The 17,931-nt window shown below is 63.1% G+C and carries 17 protein-coding genes and 1 tRNA gene; 13 read left to right on the plus strand and 5 right to left on the minus strand.

Annotation, left to right across the window (positions count from 1 at the left end):
• Positions 1 to 18: 18 nt before the first annotated feature.
• A tRNA-Met gene (locus GGR23_RS22495) sits at positions 19 to 95 on the plus strand.
• On the opposite strand, the gene GGR23_RS23650 is transcribed toward GGR23_RS22495, so the two are convergent.
• Positions 52 to 1,707, minus strand: coding sequence for a recombinase family protein (locus GGR23_RS23650; protein WP_183368556.1), 1,656 nt, complete (start codon positions 1,705 to 1,707; stop codon positions 52 to 54). The two genes, GGR23_RS22495 and GGR23_RS23650, sit on opposite strands and share 44 nt — an antisense overlap.
• A 505-nt stretch (positions 1,708 to 2,212) precedes the next feature.
• Between GGR23_RS23650 and GGR23_RS22505 the strand changes: the two genes are divergently transcribed.
• Both GGR23_RS22505 and GGR23_RS22510 read left to right on the plus strand, forming a co-directional pair.
• Complete coding sequence (locus GGR23_RS22505; RefSeq protein WP_058097173.1) at positions 2,213 to 2,515, plus strand: hypothetical protein; 303 nt, start codon at positions 2,213 to 2,215, stop codon at positions 2,513 to 2,515.
• Entirely contained in the window at positions 2,512 to 2,943 is a 432-nt protein-coding gene (locus GGR23_RS22510; protein ID WP_183368542.1) for a PIN domain-containing protein, read from the plus strand. Before GGR23_RS22505 ends, GGR23_RS22510 begins: the two co-directional genes overlap by 4 nt.
• Here GGR23_RS22510 and GGR23_RS22515 read toward each other — a convergent pair.
• Genes GGR23_RS22515 through GGR23_RS22525 form a run of 3 tightly spaced genes read right to left on the minus strand, consistent with a single transcriptional unit; the run spans position 2,918 to position 5,121 of the window.
• A complete protein-coding gene (locus tag GGR23_RS22515; RefSeq protein WP_183368543.1) occupies positions 2,918 to 3,295 on the minus strand; it encodes a hypothetical protein in 378 nt (125 codons plus the stop codon). The two genes, GGR23_RS22510 and GGR23_RS22515, sit on opposite strands and share 26 nt — an antisense overlap.
• 21 nt (positions 3,296 to 3,316) lie before the next feature.
• Entirely contained in the window at positions 3,317 to 4,444 is a 1,128-nt protein-coding gene (gene dinB / locus GGR23_RS22520) for a DNA polymerase IV (protein ID WP_183368544.1), read from the minus strand.
• A gap of 8 nt (positions 4,445 to 4,452) precedes the next feature.
• On the minus strand, positions 4,453 to 5,121 hold the full coding sequence (locus tag GGR23_RS22525) for an SOS response-associated peptidase (protein ID WP_183368545.1): 669 nt from the start codon (positions 5,119 to 5,121) through the stop codon (positions 4,453 to 4,455).
• A gap of 161 nt (positions 5,122 to 5,282) precedes the next feature.
• Here GGR23_RS22525 and GGR23_RS22530 point away from each other — a divergent pair, with 161 nt between their 5' ends.
• From GGR23_RS22530 to GGR23_RS22540, 3 genes are read left to right on the plus strand one after another with little or no spacing between them, the layout of a single operon-like run.
• Positions 5,283 to 6,044: an ImuA family protein gene (locus GGR23_RS22530; RefSeq protein ID WP_183368546.1), complete on the plus strand. Its 762-nt coding sequence runs from the start codon at positions 5,283 to 5,285 to the stop codon at positions 6,042 to 6,044.
• Positions 5,959 to 7,482 carry a Y-family DNA polymerase gene (locus GGR23_RS22535; RefSeq protein ID WP_183368547.1) on the plus strand — a complete coding sequence of 508 codons (1,524 nt, stop codon included), beginning with the start codon at positions 5,959 to 5,961 and terminating at the stop codon, positions 7,480 to 7,482. Before GGR23_RS22530 ends, GGR23_RS22535 begins: the two co-directional genes overlap by 86 nt.
• A complete protein-coding gene (locus GGR23_RS22540; protein ID WP_183368548.1) occupies positions 7,479 to 10,766 on the plus strand; it encodes an error-prone DNA polymerase in 3,288 nt (1,095 codons plus the stop codon). The genes GGR23_RS22535 and GGR23_RS22540 overlap by 4 nt, the downstream gene beginning before the upstream one ends.
• 140 nt (positions 10,767 to 10,906) lie before the next feature.
• Here GGR23_RS22540 and GGR23_RS22545 read toward each other — a convergent pair whose 3' ends face one another.
• Positions 10,907 to 11,275 (minus strand): VOC family protein, encoded by a 369-nt coding sequence (locus tag GGR23_RS22545; RefSeq protein WP_183368549.1) that lies wholly within the window; start codon positions 11,273 to 11,275, stop codon positions 10,907 to 10,909.
• A gap of 54 nt (positions 11,276 to 11,329) precedes the next feature.
• Between GGR23_RS22545 and GGR23_RS22550 the strand changes: the two genes are divergently transcribed.
• From GGR23_RS22550 to GGR23_RS22580, 7 genes are all read left to right on the plus strand, one after another.
• Positions 11,330 to 11,779 (plus strand): MarR family winged helix-turn-helix transcriptional regulator, encoded by a 450-nt coding sequence (locus GGR23_RS22550; protein ID WP_183368550.1) that lies wholly within the window; start codon positions 11,330 to 11,332, stop codon positions 11,777 to 11,779.
• 15 nt (positions 11,780 to 11,794) lie between these two features.
• On the plus strand, positions 11,795 to 12,229 hold the full coding sequence (locus GGR23_RS22555; RefSeq protein ID WP_246366066.1) for an EVE domain-containing protein: 435 nt from the start codon (positions 11,795 to 11,797) through the stop codon (positions 12,227 to 12,229).
• A 198-nt stretch (positions 12,230 to 12,427) separates the two neighbouring features.
• Entirely contained in the window at positions 12,428 to 13,381 is a 954-nt protein-coding gene (locus GGR23_RS22560; RefSeq protein ID WP_183368552.1) for an ArdC family protein, read from the plus strand.
• A gap of 397 nt (positions 13,382 to 13,778) precedes the next feature.
• Positions 13,779 to 14,333, plus strand: coding sequence for a hypothetical protein (locus GGR23_RS22565; RefSeq protein ID WP_183368553.1), 555 nt, complete (start codon positions 13,779 to 13,781; stop codon positions 14,331 to 14,333).
• 129 nt (positions 14,334 to 14,462) lie between these two features.
• Complete coding sequence (locus GGR23_RS22570; protein ID WP_183368554.1) at positions 14,463 to 16,592, plus strand: ParB/RepB/Spo0J family partition protein; 2,130 nt, start codon at positions 14,463 to 14,465, stop codon at positions 16,590 to 16,592.
• 100 nt (positions 16,593 to 16,692) lie between these two features.
• Entirely contained in the window at positions 16,693 to 17,169 is a 477-nt protein-coding gene (locus GGR23_RS22575) for a hypothetical protein (RefSeq protein ID WP_058096187.1), read from the plus strand.
• Between the two features lie 89 nt (positions 17,170 to 17,258).
• Positions 17,259 to 17,558, plus strand: a complete 300-nt coding sequence (locus tag GGR23_RS22580; RefSeq protein ID WP_183368555.1) for a hypothetical protein — start codon at positions 17,259 to 17,261, stop codon at positions 17,556 to 17,558.
• Positions 17,559 to 17,931: the final 373 nt, after the last annotated feature.

The following is a 17,931-nucleotide window of genomic DNA, read 5'->3' on the forward strand; positions in this document are numbered from 1 at the left end:
TAAGCGGTCCAAAATCAACGCGGGGTGGAGCAGCCCGGTAGCTCGTCAGGCTCATAACCTGAAGGCCGCAGGTTCAAATCCTGCCCCCGCAACCATCTTTACTTGCGATCCACCCCGCTCTCCGGCGGGGTTTTTCGTTTGCGCGGAAATCGTAAGGATTCCAGCGAGATCGCCCTGAACGTCGATCTCCACCTTGCCGTCCACAGGCGTCAGAACGATCTTGTCCACCAGCGAGCGCAGAATGTCCGCCGCCTCGACCCGCTTCTCTTCATCTTCGTCCTGCAAGGCTTCATAGAGCTGCTGCACCCGCCTGCGGTATTGCAGCGCCATCGAGGGGTGCAGAAGGGGAGGCGGTTCCTCAGCCTCGGCCAGGAACAGAGCCAGCTCCTTCTTGCGGTGTTCGAGCAGGACCATCTTGGAGTTGATGGCGTCAGCCGCGCCGCCCTTGAGGATTAGGTTGAGCAGCGTGTCGAGTTCCCGGTCGATCTTCGCCATCTCGGCCTCGGCCGCGGCGATACCGGCGCGACCCTCCATGCGCAGCCGGTTCATCTCTTGCGTAAACACCGCGCAGAAGTGAGCAAACAATTCGGGATCGACAAGTTTGGTGCGAAGCGCATTCAGCACGCGCGTCTCCAATTCGTCGCGGCGGATGTTGGTTCGGTTATCGCAGGTGCCTTTGTTCCGTGCGGTCGAGCAGCCGATCAGGGTCGCCGAGATCGCGGAATAGCCGCCGCCGCAACAGGCGCATTTGGTCAGGCCCGAGAAGAGATATTTCGGCCGGCGTCGGTAGTTCATCTTGCGGACGTCGGCGATGCCGCTCTCGTCCCGCTCGGTCCGGTTCTCGCCCTGCCTTGCCTTCACCGCGTTCCAGAGGTCGTCATCGAGGATGCGCAGCTCCGGCGCCTCTTGGATGACCCATTCGGATTCGGGATTGGGGCGAGCTTGGCGCTTGCCCGTATCGGGGTCTTTGACGAAGCGCTGGCGGTTCCAGACGATCTTGCCGACATACATCTCGTTGTTGAGGATGCCGTTGCCACGCTTCGGGTTGCCATTGATCGTGCTGAAACCCCAATCGCCACCGGACGGCGCTGGGATACGGTCCCTGTTCAGGGCGAAGGCGATGGTCTTGGCCGACTTGCCGGCTGCGTAGTCGCGGAAGATACGGCGGACGACCTCGGCCTGCGCCTCGTTGATGGTGCGGTCGCCACGGACGGGCTCACCATTGGCATCGAACTTCTTCACCACGTCATAGCCGTAGGAATTGCCGCCGCCCGACTTGCCGGCCTCGACGCGACCGCGTTGCCCGCGTCGGGTCTTGTCGGCCAGATCTTTCAGAAACAGCGCGTTCATCGTGCCCTTGAGGCCAACATGCAACTCGCTGATCTCACCTTCGGACAGGGTGAACATCTTCACATCCGCATAGCGCATGCGCTTGTAGATGCCGGCGATGTCCTCCTGGTCGCGGCTGATCCGGTCCAGCGCCTCGGCCAGGATCATGTCGAACCGGCCGCGCGCGGAATCCATGATCACCGCCTGGATGCCGGGACGCTGGATCATGCTGGAGCCGGAGATGGCGTGATCGGAATATTCCTCGACCACCGACCAGCCTTCCTTCTCCGCCCGCAGGCGGCACATGCGGAACTGGTCGGCGATGGACGCCTCGCGCTGATTGTCCGACGAATACCGGGCGTAGATCGCGACTTTCACTGCACATCTCCTTTCGGCATCAGGAGGTGCGCTTCCCCCTTCGACGCGTCATCTTCACTTCCTCGGCGTAGCATTCCCGCGCTGCCTGCCGCGCTAGAAACTCGACGAGACGCAGAAGGCGCGGATCGGGATTGCCGCACGGTGTGAACGTCAGTTCCGGCTCGTCGATCATCAGGGATTCGAGCAGCGCTTCGCGCTCGCTTCCTGTCATCTTGGATTTGTTTCCGGGGGCTCGCAAGGTCATAACTTGCAGCATTCCCGTCGTTTCTAACGTAAGCAACTGAAATCAAAGCCGTATATTTGGCGGCGGTCGGGGCGATAACGGCGGCGTTGTCGCGCTCGGGCGAAGCATGGCGTGCCACAGCATATGGAAAATACTGGCGGGAACGCGCAGTATTCTTCCGCATGAATGGCTTGTGGTGCGAGTCTCGCGGCATCGCTGACATCCCTTGTTTTCAAGGCCGACATCGGCTATATGTCAGGATATATAGCACGGAGGCCAGCCATGAGCAATGCCGCACAGAAGAGGGCGATCGAGAATTACCGGACACGACTGACACAGCGTGGCTTCAAGCGCTTCGAGGTCCTGGCGCTGGAATCCGATCGTGAGCTGATCCGGTCGCTCGCCCGCCAACTGGCGGAGGAGGGGCCAGAAGCGGAGCAAGCCCGACAGACGGTGAAGGCTCTGGTCTCGGGGGAACCGCCGAAAACCGGCGGTATCCTGTCGGCCCTGCGCCGCTCGCCTTTGGTTGGCGCCGATCTTGATCTGGTGCGCTCTCGCGAAGAGGGGCGCCGGGTCGATCTGTGACGCGCTATCTCCTCGACACCAATATCATCAGCAACGTCATCAAGCCGCAGCCGTCGGAAGCGCTGCTGGCGTGGTGGGCAGGGCAGCGCGACAAAGACCTGTTCATTTCGGCGCTGACCATTGCGGAAATCCGACGCGGCATTCTGGAGAAGCCACGCGGGAAAAAGCGCGATGCTCTCGATGCCTGGTTCTCGGGACCGGAGGGGCCGCAGGAGCTGTTTGCCGGCCGCATTCTCTCGTTCGATCACAAAGCGGGCCTGATCTGGGCACGGTTGATGGCGGACGGCAAGGCCGCTGGCCGTCCGCGCAGCGCTCTCGACATGATCATCGCTTCTGTCGCAGGTGCGAACGACTGCATTGTGGTTACGGACAACGAGAAGGACTTTGCCGGGCTGGACTTCGTCAATCCGCTGCGTCCGGTGGGATGATGCCAGGCAGGCCGGGATCAAGAACGGGTTCGTCCCACTTGCGTGCGACGCCGAGCCAGCGGTTCACGAAGGCCTGAAACTCGGGCTCTCCGAAGCGAAGCTGGAACGTATAGAGGCGATTTACTACCTGCCGCATCAGATCACGCATTTCGTTGTCGTCAATGCGCGAAAGCTCTTGCCATGGAATTTGATTGCCGTCGGCATCGACGACGATAACATCGGAGAAATCTCCGGCTTTCGTTACCGGCATCCGCCCCGCATGGATGTTCTCCAGCATGGTGTTGCGTACGCAGATCATGGCCATCGCCTTGGCGAGTTGGGCCGCAATCCTCTCCTCGTCACGCCGCTTCATCCGGCCACTCCCGTTCGGTTTCTACAGACCCGGCAGTTCGAGGCTAAGTTGCCGGACGACATCTTCGTCTCTTTCCGGCTCCAATGAGGATAGCGTCACGCCAAGAAGCCGCACACCCTTTTCGACCGGGAACAGCGCCTCTAGAAGCACCCACGCGATCGCGGTGAGTTCCTCCGCTCTGCGCAGTCTGCGCTCGATTGTCCGGCTGCGGGTGATCTGCTGGAAGTCAGCGTATTTCACCTTGAGCGTCACGGTGCGGCCGGTCAGCGCCTTGGCCTCGCAACTTCGCCAGACCTTCGCCGATAGCGAGTCGATCTCTTTCCTCGCCGGTTCGAGATCGAAAATGTCCGTGCTAAAGGTATCCTCGGCCCCGATGGACTTGCGCTCGCGATGTGGTTCCACCGGGCGGTGGTCGATCCCGCGTGAGATGCTGTGATACCATCCGCCCGACTTCCCGAAATGCTCCCGCAGATACTCGGGCGATTTCTCCCTGAGATCAGCGCCTGTCAGAATGCCGAGGCGCTCCATCTTCGCCGCCGTGGCCGGCCCGACGCCATGAAACTTGTTCACCGCCAGTTCTGCCACGAATTGCGGGCCGCGCGCGGGTGTGATGACCGCCTGGCCATTAGGCTTGTTGAGGTCGCTCGCCATTTTCGCGAGGAACTTGCAGTAGCTGATGCCCGCCGAAGCGTTGAGGCCCGTGACCTCCTTGATGCGGTCGCGGATGATCTGCGCCACTTCGGTCGCGAGAGGAATGCCCCGCTTGTTGGAGCTTACGTCGAGATAGGCTTCGTCGAGGGACAGCGGTTCGATCAGATCGGTGTGCTCGGCGAAGATCTCCCGGATCTGGGCCGAAACCGCCCGATAGACATCGAAGCGGGGCTTCACGAAAACCAGATCGGGGCAACGCCGCTTCGCCGTGACCGATGGCATCGCCGATCGCACACCATATTCGCGCGCTTCATAACTTGCTGCGGCCACCACGCCGCGCGCGGCCGATCCGCCAACCGCAACCGGCTTGCCCCGCAAGCTTGGATCATCGCGCTGTTCGACTGAGGCATAAAATGCATCCATATCAACATGGATGATCTTGCGGATTTTTTCCCCCGCTTCGCCTGTGTCGCTCTGATGGACGCCCACGCCCGCCATCGTCCGGGTCACTTCTCGAGCATTCTGGACCGCTCGACGATCCTCAACCAATCGGCCGGCAACGGGCGCTGTAGAGCCTTCGCATCCTTCCAGTCAGCGTTCAGCCATGTCTCTACCTCCTCGGGGCTGGTGAGGATCACTGGCATCGCCTTGGGGTGGATCGGCTTAACAATGTCGTTCGCATCGGTTGTCAGGAAGGCGAACAGATCATGTGTGCCGGGGCGCGGTGTTCGGTTCGATCCGCGAACGCCGTCCCACCGCGTCCAGATGCCGGCAAAGAAGAACAGCGGCTCGCTATCGTCCAGAGCAAACCAGCAGAGCGGCTTGCGCTTCGTCACCGGATCAGGCGTCTGCCCATATTCCGAAAAGGCCGTCGCCGGGACCACGCATCGGTGCTCGATCCCCAGCCATTGCTGCCAATGTCCGATCCACGTCTTGCGGACATTGGTGACGCCGGTGTCGGGCGCGTCGGGTGATTTCAGGTGCTCCGCTGGTGTCGGCATGCCCCACGTCAGGGAGGCCAGTTCCCTGCTGCCGTCGCGGTTGCGCACAACCGGCGCCGGACGATCAGGATAGACATCGATCAACGGCTCAAGGTTCCCGAGGCTGTCATGCGTTGCGGCCACGAAATCCCGGATCGCCTGCTGGTTCGTCGTCAGATTATAGAGGTTACACAAACCCGATCCTCCGGTTTTACTGTGCGCCTACAATAAAAGCCCCGGAAGAGCCTGTCGTTCACATTTCGTCGGACTCACATTGACTCTCGGCTGGAATGAGAACAAATAAGGAACATAACGGCGAGAATCCACTGTGACAACCCTCGGAGCACCCCCCGCGCATGAATACGCGCCCCGTCAACCCGGCCTTTTTGGCGCTGCGTGAGCGTATCGCGCAGCTGGAGGGGGATGGCGCGCGCACGCGGGAGGTGCTGCCCTTCGGCGTGCCAACGCTGGATCGGAGATTGCCTGGCGGTGGGCTTGCGCTCGGGTGCCTGCATGAGGTCGCGGGCGGCGGAAATGGCGCCGTGGACGGGGCGGCCGCCGCCTGTTTCGTAGCCGGGATCGCGGCCCGCACACCGGGCAAGGTTCTATGGTGCGTGGCGCAGCAGGATTTGTTCGCACCGGGACTGGAACAGGCTGGCCTGTCCCCCGATCGCGTCATCCATGTCGAGGCCGGAGACGACAAATCGGTTCTGGCCTGCATGGAGGAAGGATTGCGGCATGGCGGTCTTGGCGCAGTGGTCGCCGATATTGCCCGTCTGCCGATGACCGCCTCGCGGCGGCTGCATCTGGCCGCCAAGGAGAGCGGGACCATAGGCATCGCACTGCGGCGCTGGCGACGGCAGGCCGAAGCCAGCGATTTCGGGCAGCCCAGCGCGGCGATGACGCGGTGGCGGGTCTCGGTGCTGCCGTCGCGGCCCTTGCCGGTTCCGGGCGTCGGACGCGCACGTTGGCTCATCGAGCTGATCCGCGCCCGCGCCGGGGAATCCCTCAATATAGAACTGGAGGCGTGCGATGGCTCGGGTCATCTCGGTCTTCCTGCCGACATGGCCGACAGACCGGCTGCGGCGGAAGACTGGCGACACAGCGCTGCCGGTTGAAGCGCCTCTGGTTCTTGTCGGGCGCGACCGCAACAGGCGCATTATCACGGCGGCGGATTCTGCGGCCCAGGCACTCGGCCTGCGGGTCGGGATTCCTGTCACCAAGGCGCAGGCTCTCGTGCCGGGTCTCGCCATCGAACCGGCCGACCCCAAGGCCGACGCGGAGAGCCTGGAACGTCTCGCCCTCTGGGTCTTGCAGCGCTTCAGTCCGATCGTCGCGGTCGATCCACCCGATGGCATCGTCATCGAATCCACCGGCGCCGACCATCTCCACGGCGGCGAAGCCGCCATGCTGGATGCGCTTATCGGGCGTCTGACCCTTTCGGGTGTGGCCGCCCGAGCCGCCGTCGCCGACACCTGGGGCGCCGCCCATGCGCTGGCGCGCTACCGGGCAGATCCGGTTCTGATCGGAGGTGCCGGCAATGGAGAGGCCCTGATTTCGCCATTGCCCCTTGAGGCACTTCGCCTCCCGGATTCGATCTCCGCCGGCCTGCGTGATCTCGGCTTTGCCGCGATCTCCGACCTGATCGCCCAGCCTCGCGCGCCACTCACGCGCAGGTTCGGTCCTGAACTCGGCCGCCGGCTCGATCAGGCGCTCGGCGCGGCCGCCGAGCCGATCACACCGGTGCGTCCCGAGGATATGATCGAAGCCAGGCGCAGCTTTGCTGAACCCATCGGGGCGGTCGAAACGATCGCGCGCTATATCGGGAAGCTCGTCGCCTCCCTCTGCGATACGTTGGAGCAACGTGGCCTTGGGGCGCGGCGCCTCGATCTGCTCTGTCACCGGGTCGACAACCGCATCGAGACGGTGCGCATCGGGCTTGCCCGTCCCGTGCGCGAGCCAAAACGACTGACCCGACTTCTTTGCGACAAGATAGAAATCATCGATCCCGGCCTCGGCATCGAGATCATGTCGCTCGCGGCCACCCTTGTCGAACCTTTGGAAGCGCGGCAAGCGACGACATCACTTATCGACACGCCGGAACCCGATCTTTCCGGGCTGATCGATGTCCTGGCGAACCGGGTCGGCGCGCGGGCAATCTATCGCTTTGCTCCCGTCGCCAGCGACGTCCCGGAACGATCCATCTGCCGCATTCCCGCACTTGCGGCGGAGACCGGCGCAGGCTGGCCGGATCATTGGCCCCGCCCATCGCGGCTGCTGATGCAGCCTGAGCCCATCGAGACCATGGCGCTTCTGCCCGATCATCCGCCAAACTGGATTTCCTGGCGCGGCGTAAGGCGGCGGGTGCGCCGGGCTGACGGACCTGAACGTGTCTTCGGCGAATGGTGGAAGCGCGATGCGGAACTGGCGGCGGTGCGCGACTACTTCCGCATCGAGGATGACGCCGGCGAACGCTTCTGGGTCTTTCGCGCCGGCGATGGCGAGGATGCCGCCACCGGCTCGCATCGCTGGTTCATGCACGGGATCTTCGGATGACGGACGCCTCGAGAAATGGGCCGCGCTATGCCGAATTGCAGGTGACGTCGCAGTATTCCTTCCTGCGCGGCGCCTCCTCGGCCGACGAGCTGTTTGCGACCGCCGCTCTCATGGGGATCGAGGCGCTCGCCGTAGTGGACCGAAATTCGGTCGCCGGGATCGTCCGCGCCCATGAGGCCGCCAAGGTCACCGGCGTCCGGCTGATCGTCGGCTGCCGCCTCGACTTGGCCTGCGGCATGTCGGTACTGGTCTATCCCACCGATCGGGATGCATGGTCGCGGCTGTGCCGCCTACTGACTCTCGGCAAGGGCCGCGCCGGAAAAGGGGGATGCCATCTGGAATGGGCTGATCTGGTCGCCTATGGCGAAGGCATGATCGCGGTCCTGGTGCCCGATCTGGCCGATGCGGTCTGCGCCCTGCGGCTGCGACGACTGCGTGACACCTTCGGGGATCGCGCCTATCTGGCGCTCACGCTGCGCCGCCGTCCCAACGATCAGATGCGGCTGTGGGAGCTGTCGATGCTGGCGCAACAGGCGCGAGTGCCGACCGTCGTGACCAATGACGTGCTGTTCCATGAACCGGGCCGCCGCATGTTACAGGACGTCGTGACGGCCATCCGCCACAACACTACGATCGACGCCCTCGGTCATCGGAGGGAACGCCATGCCGATCGATACCTGAAACCGCCCGCCGAGATGCACCGTCTGTTCGCGCGTTGGCCGGAAGCGCTGGCGCGCACAGTGGAGATCATGCGCCGCTGCACCTTCAGCCTTGACGAACTGCGATACCAATATCCCGAGGAACGTGACGATCCGGCCCTGACGCCGCAACAGACACTGGACAGACTAACCTGGGAGGGTGCGGCGACACGTTATCCCGAAGGCGTGCCTGACGAAGTGACGGCGGCGCTGCGCCACGAACTGGCCCTGATCGGCAAACTCGACTACGCGCCATATTTTTTGACCGTCAACAGCATCGTCCAGTTTGCCCGCTCGCGCGGCATTCTCTGTCAGGGACGCGGTTCGGCGGCGAACTCAGCCGTCTGCTATGTCCTCGGCATCACCGCCATCGATCCCGGCCGCAACGATCTGCTCTTCGAACGCTTCGTCAGTGAGGAACGCAGGGAGCCGCCCGACATCGATGTGGATTTCGAGCATGAACGCCGCGAAGAGGTCATCCAGTGGGTTTATGAGCATTATGGCCGGGACCATGCCGCGCTGACGGCCACCGTCATCCGCTATCGTTCCAAGGGCGCGCTGCGCGATGTCGGCAAGGCCATGGGCCTTCCTGAGGATCTGCTCCACACCCTTTCCGGCCAGCTCTGGGCCTGGTCGGAAACCGGCGTATCGGATCAGCAAATCCGTGAGTTGAACCTCAATCCGCAGGATCGCCGTCTGCGCCTGACCCTCGAACTGGCAGCGCAGCTTCGCGGCGCACCCCGGCATTTGTCGCAGCATCCGGGCGGCTTCGTCCTGACCCATGACCGGCTCGATGATCTCGTGCCGATCGAACCCGCCGCCATGGTGGATCGCCAGATCATCGAATGGGACAAGGACGATATCGACGCCCTGCGCTTCATGAAGGTGGATGTCTTGGCTCTCGGGATGCTGACCTGCATGCGCAAGGGTCTCGATCTGATCGCCGAACACAAGGGGATCGCCGTCGATCTGGCGACCATCCCCGCCGAAGATCCACGCACCTACGCCATGATCCGTAAAGCAGACACCCTCGGGACGTTTCAGATCGAGTCTCGCGCGCAGATGTCGATGCTGCCCCGGCTGAAACCGCGCACCTATTACGATCTGGTGGTGCAGGTCGCCATCGTTCGACCGGGGCCGATCCAGGGTGACATGGTCCATCCCTATCTCCGTCGCCGCGAAGGACTGGAAGAGGTTCACTACCCAACGCCAGAGCTGGAAAAGGTGCTCGGCAAAACCCTCGGCGTGCCGCTCTTTCAAGAGCAGGCCATGCGCGTGGCCATCGAATGCGCAGGCTTCACTCCCGGCGAGGCCGACCTCCTGCGCAAGAGCATGGCCACTTTCAAATTCACCGGCGGCGTCTCGAAATTCCGCGACAAGCTGATCGAGGGAATGGTGGCCAATGGCTATGATCGGGAATTTGCCGAACGCACCTTCCGGCAACTGGAGGGCTTCGGCTCCTACGGCTTCCCCGAGAGCCACGCCGCCTCCTTTGCCTTGGTTGCCTATGCCTCCGCCTGGCTGAAATGCTGGCACCCCGATGCATTCTGCGCCGCTCTTCTGAACTCCCAACCCATGGGCTTCTACGCCCCGGCACAAATCGTCCGGGATGCCCGCGACCATGGTGTCGAGGTGCGTCCGATCTGCGTCAACGCTTCGCGATGGGATTGTACGCTGGAGCCGACAGACGACGAGACCCGCTTTGCGGTCCGCCTCGGTCTGTGCATGGTGAAGGGACTGGCCAACGCCCATGCCGCATCCATCGTCGCGGCCCGGGCCGATGAGCCATTTGCCTCGGTCGATGACCTCTGGCGCCGCTGCGGCGTGCCTGTCGCCGCCATGACCCGGATTGCCGAAGCTGACGGTTTTGGCCCGGCCTTCAGCCTTGCGCGCCGGGAGGCGCTCTGGGCGATCAAGGGATTGCGGGACGAGGAACTGCCGCTGTTCGCGGCTGCCTCAGAGCGCGAAGGCGGAACCGTCCCGGAGGTCAATGAGCCTGCGATCGCGTTGCGCCCCATGGCTGCCGGGCGCGAGGTGGTCGAGGACTATAGCCACACCGGCCTGTCGCTGCGCCGCCATCCGGTTTCCTTCCTGCGTGCCGATCTCTCGGGCCGTCGGATCGTCTCCTGTGCCGAGGCCATGGGGTCACGCGATGGGCGATGGCTGGAATCGGCCGGCATCGTTCTCGTTCGCCAGCGTCCCGGCTCTGCAAAAGGCGTGATGTTCGTAACCGTCGAAGATGAAACCGGCACCGCCAATCTTGTCGTCTGGACCAAGGTGTTCGAGCGGTATCGCCGGATCATCCTGTCCTCGGGCATGATCGCCGTGAAAGGCCGCATCCAGCGCGAGGGCGAGGTGGTGCATCTGGTCGCGCATCGGATTACCGATCTGTCCGCGGAATTGGCGAGTATAGGGCAGCGCGATGGGGCATTTCCCTTGCCGCATAGTCGCGGCGATGAGTTCCACCACGGCTCGCCGACGCCCGATCCACGCAGTCAGCCGCCAAAAGTGACACGAGCGCGCGACATGTTTGTACGTGACCTGCATATCGACGCGATCAGGGTAAAGACGCGGGACTTTAAGTGACCACGGCGCCTCTTCTGGATCACGCGACGGCCTAGCTGCCTGTCGCCCCGGTAACGAACAGTGGGGCCGCCTGTCGCTCGTCCTTCTTGTTGGTGTCCTCAATCTCAGTAGCGTAGACGGAAAGGCGGCATTGACGACGGTCAGCTTTGAGCCGTGTGGAACGTGATGGTGTACCCATCAGGATCGCCGGCCACGAAGAATCTGCCGAACGGGCCATCGCTCGGTGGGCTCAGCACCTTTCCGCCGCGCTCCACGATCAAATTATGGAAGGCATCCGCATCGTCGCAGGCAACCCAGAGCACCATGCCGGTTCCCAACGGGACATTCTCGGGTAGAGGCCGCAGTGGTTCGCGCAGCGCCAGAGCGATCGGCCTAGTGATGAAGACGACAGCGCCGGGCGGGTTCCGGTCTGCTGCTGTGAAGCCGAACACGTCCTTGTAGAAGGCGGCCGATTTTGCGAGGTCACGAACCTGCAAAGCGATGAAGGATGGTCCGATCGGCATTGTCATTCTGTCTGCTCCGACATATTATCAGGTTCCTTATATCTATATCAGGAAGCTGATATGTCAATGCGCAAAATGAACGTCTCAAGCGGGGAGGCTTGGATCGGCTACAGCTTGAAAATCACCCAGCATCGTCTGCGCCAACGGCTTGAGGCGGAATTGGCCGGGACCGGCGTCTCTGCGGCGCAGAATGCCGTGCTGCTTGCCATCGACGAAAACCCACAGATCTCAAATGCCTCCCTGGCGCGCGCTGCTTTTGTGACGCCCCAGTCCATGCAGGGCATGCTGGTCACGCTGGAGCGGGACGGGTTTATTACCCGCACACCGCATCCCGAACATGGGCGGATCATCATGACGGAACTGACCGACAAGGGGAAAGCAGCGGCACGGGCCGGCATTATCGCGGCCGAAACCGTCGAGCGGCGGATGCTCTCCGGCCTGACGGGCGACGAGACCAGGCTGCTGGATAGCCTTCTGCGACGCTGCGCTGATGCGCTCGAAGGGGAATAGGCGATGGCGTTTTGGATGGGCGTCGCATCGGCGCAGCATGCCCGTAGGGGGCGAGATGGAGGCTTTGCGCAACTTGGTCACGGCAAGCATGTTGCGGTGAAGTGTCTCAGGAAGGGCGACTGGATCGTCTACTACTCCCCGCGCGAGGGCATGGGAGAGGGCGAGACAGTTCAGGCCTTCACAATCATCGGCTGCGTAACCTCGGACGCGCCATACCGCGTCGAGCAGGCGATGAACTTCAATCCGTATCGCGTCGACGTGGACTATCGGAAGGACGCGGAGCCCGCGCCGATCATGCCGCTCCTGGACGAGCTTCGACTGACCCGGGATCTCGGCACCAACTGGGGCATGGTGATGCGTGGACCAAGGCGCCGGCTTCAGGAGGAAGACATGCGACTGATCGCGGAGGCGATGCGGGTTCTCCCGGAATTTGAGAGTTTGCGGAACTGACATCTCGTCGGCATTCGCAGGGAGCAATCAGCCCGAACGACGAGGTCGATCCACGCTGACTGCGTAAACTACACTGATTTCTGAGTTTCTGCACAGCCTGTCCCGCAACGCCCCACGAGAGTGAGAGTGCGGACGGGTTTTCCGTGACGGGTTCAAGGCCGGAAGAGAGGCTTCCGGCGCCCGTCGTGGAGCAGTCCGATGGCCAGATATGATCGCCGTGCACGCAATGGCGCCGACCGTACGAACCTATACGACGACATCACCAACAAGATCATCGCCGAACTGGAGCAAGGCCGCCTGCCGTGGGTGCAGCCCTGGGGCGCATTGCCGAACACCGCACCGCTCGGACTGCCGACAAACGCCAGCACGGGCCGAACCTATTCGGGCATCAACATTCTAATTCTCTGGGGTGCCGTCATTCAGCACGGCTTTCCTAGCCAGAGCTGGCTGACCTTTCGCCAGGCGCTGTCGCTCGGCGGCAACGTCATGAAGGGCGAGCGCGGCACCACTGTCGTCTATGCCGACCGTTTCACGCCGGAGGACGAGAAGCGCCGCGCCCGCGAAACCGGCGACGACGCACAGTCTATCCCGTTCCTGAAGAGGTTTACCGTCTTCAACGCGGCGCAATGCGAGGGTCTGCCTGACGACATCGCCACCATTGCGCCGCCACCTCCGCCCGGCCTGATCGAGCCGAGGGTCGAGGCGCTGATACGCGCCACCGGCATCGACTTCCGCATCGGCGGCGATCGCGCCTTCTACGCGCCATCGCAGGATTTCGTGATGGTCCCGCCGCCACAGGCGTATTTTGAGCCGATCAACTGGCACCGGACGGCTTTGCACGAAATCGGCCACGCCAGCGGCCATCGCACCCGTCTCAACCGGGATCTCAGCGGCTCCTTCGGCTCGAAGAAATATGCCTTCGAGGAGATGGTCGCCGAGCAGATTTCGGCCTTCAGTTGCGCGGCCCTCGGCATCGTGCCGACCGTGCGCCATGCCGATTATATCGGCTCCTGGCTGGAGGTCATGCGCGAGGATTCCCGCGCTATCGTCCGCGCCGCCTCGCAGGCCAGCAAGGGCGCCGACTGGATATTGTCCTTTCTTCCCGAAGCAGATGGCGGCATCGCGGTCGATCACGACCGGGAGGCGGCATGATAAACACGCGCGCCTTTCCCGGCTTCGACCCGATCCCGCGCAGGCGGGCGACAGCGACAAAGAGCATGGGCGCGTAGGCCGGCTTAAGGCTGTTCCTCGCGCTACGGGGCCAGACCGGACCGGTTGTTTCCAAGTGAACATGGGCAACCGAGTTCCCTGACCCGAATGGCAATGCGACAGTCACGCGGCCGATACGAGCGATCCGCCAATGAACCCGGCATCGATCGCTCCCCACGCAAAGAGAAATGTGATCCTCGACCTAAAGCGGCGAATACTCCGTAAGTCCGTCACGGCGTTGTGGGATCAGCTGTCGCCGCCCGCGCAATATTGAAAAGATGTGTTCACGCAAACTTTCCGCCATGCAATGAAACGAGCCAGACAAGAAAGGCGATCGAACATGGCGGCACTCGACCATCATCTGCAAACAGCGCGCACGATCGAAAAACACGCGCTCGATTGTGGGCGTAAACCATCCGGCGGGGCCCACGACCTCTCCATACTGCTGACCGATCTTCTTGTTTATGCCCATAAGCAGGGGATCGACTTCGGTGAGGCGCTCGAACGCGGCCAGGTGCTCGCCTGGGTCTCGATCCCGCGCCCCATCAGGCCTCCGGCCGGAGACCATATGGCACGGCAGAAATGGCCGAAGACCGACGGTGGTCGCACGCTCGACCAATATGCACAGGACCGGCTGAGATCGGGCCAGAGAGTCCCCTTCGATGCGCACGAGCCCGAGGGCGAGGACGACATCGTGCTGCCCGAACCCGGCGATTGGGCCATGCGCGCGGCGCGCGGGATCATCGCGGATTTCGACCACCGGGGCGCGGCGATGAACGACGCCTTTCACCCCGAGCGCGTTCCCGAAGAAGTCCGCATCGAAATCATCGATGTCATGGCCGCGATCATGCGTGAGGCGCTGCGGCAGGAACGAGAAGGCTCATCCGAGCCGTGATCCATCCCGGCTTCGCCCTCGGATTTCTGCCCCCGGCCCGAAGGAGAAAGGGAGAGGGGTGACGGGGTTCTCGTGACGGGTTTGAGGTCGAGAGAGAGGCTCTCGGCGCTCGTCACGGAGACTACCACGATGGCTACCGCCGTTCAAAAAATCAACCTGTCGCCCTCGCGTGACATTCCCTTCAACAAGCTGATCCTCAGCCAGTCGAACGTCCGGCGCATCAAGGCCGGCGTGTCGATCGAGGAGCTGTCGCAGGACATCGCCCGGCGCGGTCTGCTTCAGGGTCTCAATGTGCGCCCCGTCGTCAATGCCGATGGCGCCGAGACCGGCATGTTCGAAATTCCCGCCGGTGGCCGTCGCTACCGTGCGCTGGAACTGCTGGTGAAGGCCAAGCGCCTGACCAGGACCGCGCCGGTCCCGTGCATAGTGCGCGAAGCAGGTTCCACTATTCTCGCCGAAGACGACAGCCTGGCCGAGAATATCCAGCGCGCGCCGCTCCATCCCCTCGACCAGTATCGCGCCTTCCAGGACATGCGCACCAAGGGCATGTCGGAGGAGGAGATCGCCGCGGCCTTCTTCGTCTCGGCTCATGTCGTGAAGCAGCGCTTGCGCCTCGCTGCGGTCGCACCTTCGCTGCTCGAGCTTTATGCCGAGGATGGCCTGACGCTCGAACAGCTCATGGCCTTCACCATCAATCCCGATCATGCCCGGCAGGAACAGGTCTGGGAGGCGATCAAGGATAGCTGGTCGAAGGAGCCGCATCAGATCCGCCGCATGCTGACCGAGACTACGGTGCGGGCGAGCGACAAGCGCGCGCAGTTCGTCGGCGTCGAAGCCTATGAGGCGGCCGGCGGCATCGTGCTCAACGATCTGTTCCAGTCCGATGACGGCGGCTGGTTGCAGGATGTCGCGCTGCTCGACCAACTCACCGATGACAAGCTGAAGTCGGAAGCCGAGGTTATCGCGGCCGAAGGCTGGAAATGGGTCGACGCGCGTGTCGAGGTTCCCTATGGCTATGGTCACGGTCTTCGCCGGTTGATCGGCGCCACCACGCCCTTGACCGAGGAGGAACAGGCCAGTTTCGACGCGCTCACCGCGGAATATGAGGCGCTGGAAGCCGAATATGCCGAGGCCGAGCAATATCCCGACGAAGTGGATGAGCGGGTCGGCGAAATCGAAACCGCGCTGGCCGCCTTCGAGGATCGGCCTGTGATCTACGATCCGGCCGAGATCGCCCAGGCCGGCGTGTTCCTCAGCATCGACCGCGAAGGCCGCCTATCGGTCGATCGCGGCTATGTCCGTCCCGAAGACGAAAAGCCCGTGACCGTCGATAGCGAGGAGGATTCCGAAGGCGTCGATCCCGATGGCGTGTCGTCTTCGGCTCCGGCGGTGCAGCGTGCGGTCATCACCGTGGGCGGGCAGCCGGCCGAACCGGACGAGGAGGATGACGTCATCAAGCCCTTGCCGGAACGACTGGTCGCGGAACTGACCGCGCACCGGACGCTGGCGCTGCACGATGCGCTGGCGAACAATCCCCATGTCGCCATGACGGCCTTGCTGCATCGGCTCGTGATAGAGCGTTACCACTATTCCGCACCGGGCGGCTGCCTGGAAGTCGGCGTGCGTCATCACTTCTTCTCGTCGCAGGGCACGGACCTGAAGGACAGCCCTTCGGCCAAGTCCATCGAAGCGCGCTATGAGGACTGGAAGGCGGACCTGCCGACCGATGACGACGCTTTGTGGGACTGGATCGCGGCGCTTGATGATGCCAGCCGGATGGCGCTGCTTGCCCATTGCATCGCCTATGGTGTCAATGCACTCTACGAGAGGCCCAATCCCTTCAGCGGCAACGGCATCTCGCAGCATGGGTTGGAACGGCGGCTCGCGCAGGCTGACCGTCTGGCACGCGCGACCGGCCTCGATATGGTCGAGACTGCAGGATGGCGGCCAACGGTCGAGAACTATCTCGGTCGCGTCACCAAGACTCGCATTCTTGAGGCTGTGCGCGAAGGGGCTGGCGAACGCGCCGCTTCACTGATCGAGCACCTGAAGAAAGGCGACATGGCCAAGGAGGCCGAACGTCTTCTGGCCGATACCGGCTGGTTGCCTGAGCCGCTGCGCCTGTTCGACCCGGAACAGGCCCCGGTCGAAGCCGAGGCGCAGGACGATACTGAGGCGTTGCCGGACTTTCTCGCCGGTGACGCCGAGGATGAAGTCCATGCCGACAATGACGCGGACCACATGATTGCCGCCGAATGATCCTCAACGATGGGGCGGCTCCGGTCGCCCCCTTTTTCCACACCACGACTTATCCGGCCTGGCATTCGCCGGGCCTTTCTCGTTTCTGGAGATAGTTCCCATGTCCGCACATATCATTCACGACACCGCGCCCCTCGGCGCTCTGATCCGCTACACCGATCACGCCCCGAAGCCACCGGCGCGCTTCACCAAGAAGCTCGCCGCCTGGGAACGGCGAAACGGTGTCGGGCGGCTGGTGAAGAAGGAGCCGGCGCGCGAGCGCCCGACCTATTCCTCTCCTGCTTCGATCACCCTGCATGAGGGCAATTTCGCCAGCGCAGGCGTGATCCTCGTCACCGTCTTGCGCACCCACTCGGTCGATAGCGATCTTTCCTTCGAGATCGTCGAGCGGCCTGCCATCGGCATGGTGCGGGTGCTTCAGGACTTCGGCGGCAACAGCGAATTGCTGCACCTGGCCGAAAGCCGGGAGGCTGCCGAACTGTGGCTGGCCAAGAACCGCCACAGCGCCGCGCGTCTTGAAGACGTGACTGCCGATGAGGTCGGCGCCGATGTCGTCGAAGGTCGCGCCGCCGCCTGATCCACGGCGGGCACCTGCAATCGCGATCATGTCCCTCGGCCCGGTCTTCCGCAGGAGGCCGGGCCTTTCATTGTTTTCAGGAGGCATCCATGCCCATCACCATCGACGAAATCTTAGCCCAGGATCGGGAAAACCGCCCGAACGAACGCACGTTGCCCTGGGAGGAAACTCGCGGCGGCGTCACCGTCGTCGTGGAGCCGAAGCCGCATTGGGCCGAGGACATGCGCGCCTTCCGGCTCGGTTCCCGCGAATACTGCCGCTATGCCAACTGGATGGCATATGGCGCCCGGACACGCTTTCACGGCCATATCGACACCTCCGGCGACGATGTAATGATGAAGGCTCGCGCCTTGATCGCCCGTGAAATCGCCGATGGGTTCTGGGACTGACCGGCCCTGAAAGCTGCGCCTGGGCACCGGGGCCGCCGGGTATCGCTGCTCAGGCAGCGATGGAACGAGATCCAGCTTCACCATTGCGTCACCCTTTCGTCGTCACGATCCAGCGGGTTCCATCCCCGGCCTGAAACACATCCGGCACATCGGCGCGGCAACAAGGCCGGCGCGGCGGGGCATCTGCGACGGGTTTCCGGCCCCTGTCGGAGGCAAAACACCACCCCCGCTTCCATTCGCGAACCTTGGTCCGACCGTCTCTTCGTCAATCAACCCGCATATGTGGAACGGCCCGCGGTGCAAGGTGCTCTTCAGTCGATTTCACCACATGGGAACGGTGCGGTCATATGTCCGGCCTACTTGTGCGGTCATG

The organism is Gellertiella hungarica (assembly GCF_014197145.1).
GTDB lineage: Bacteria > Pseudomonadota > Alphaproteobacteria > Rhizobiales > Rhizobiaceae > Gellertiella > Gellertiella hungarica.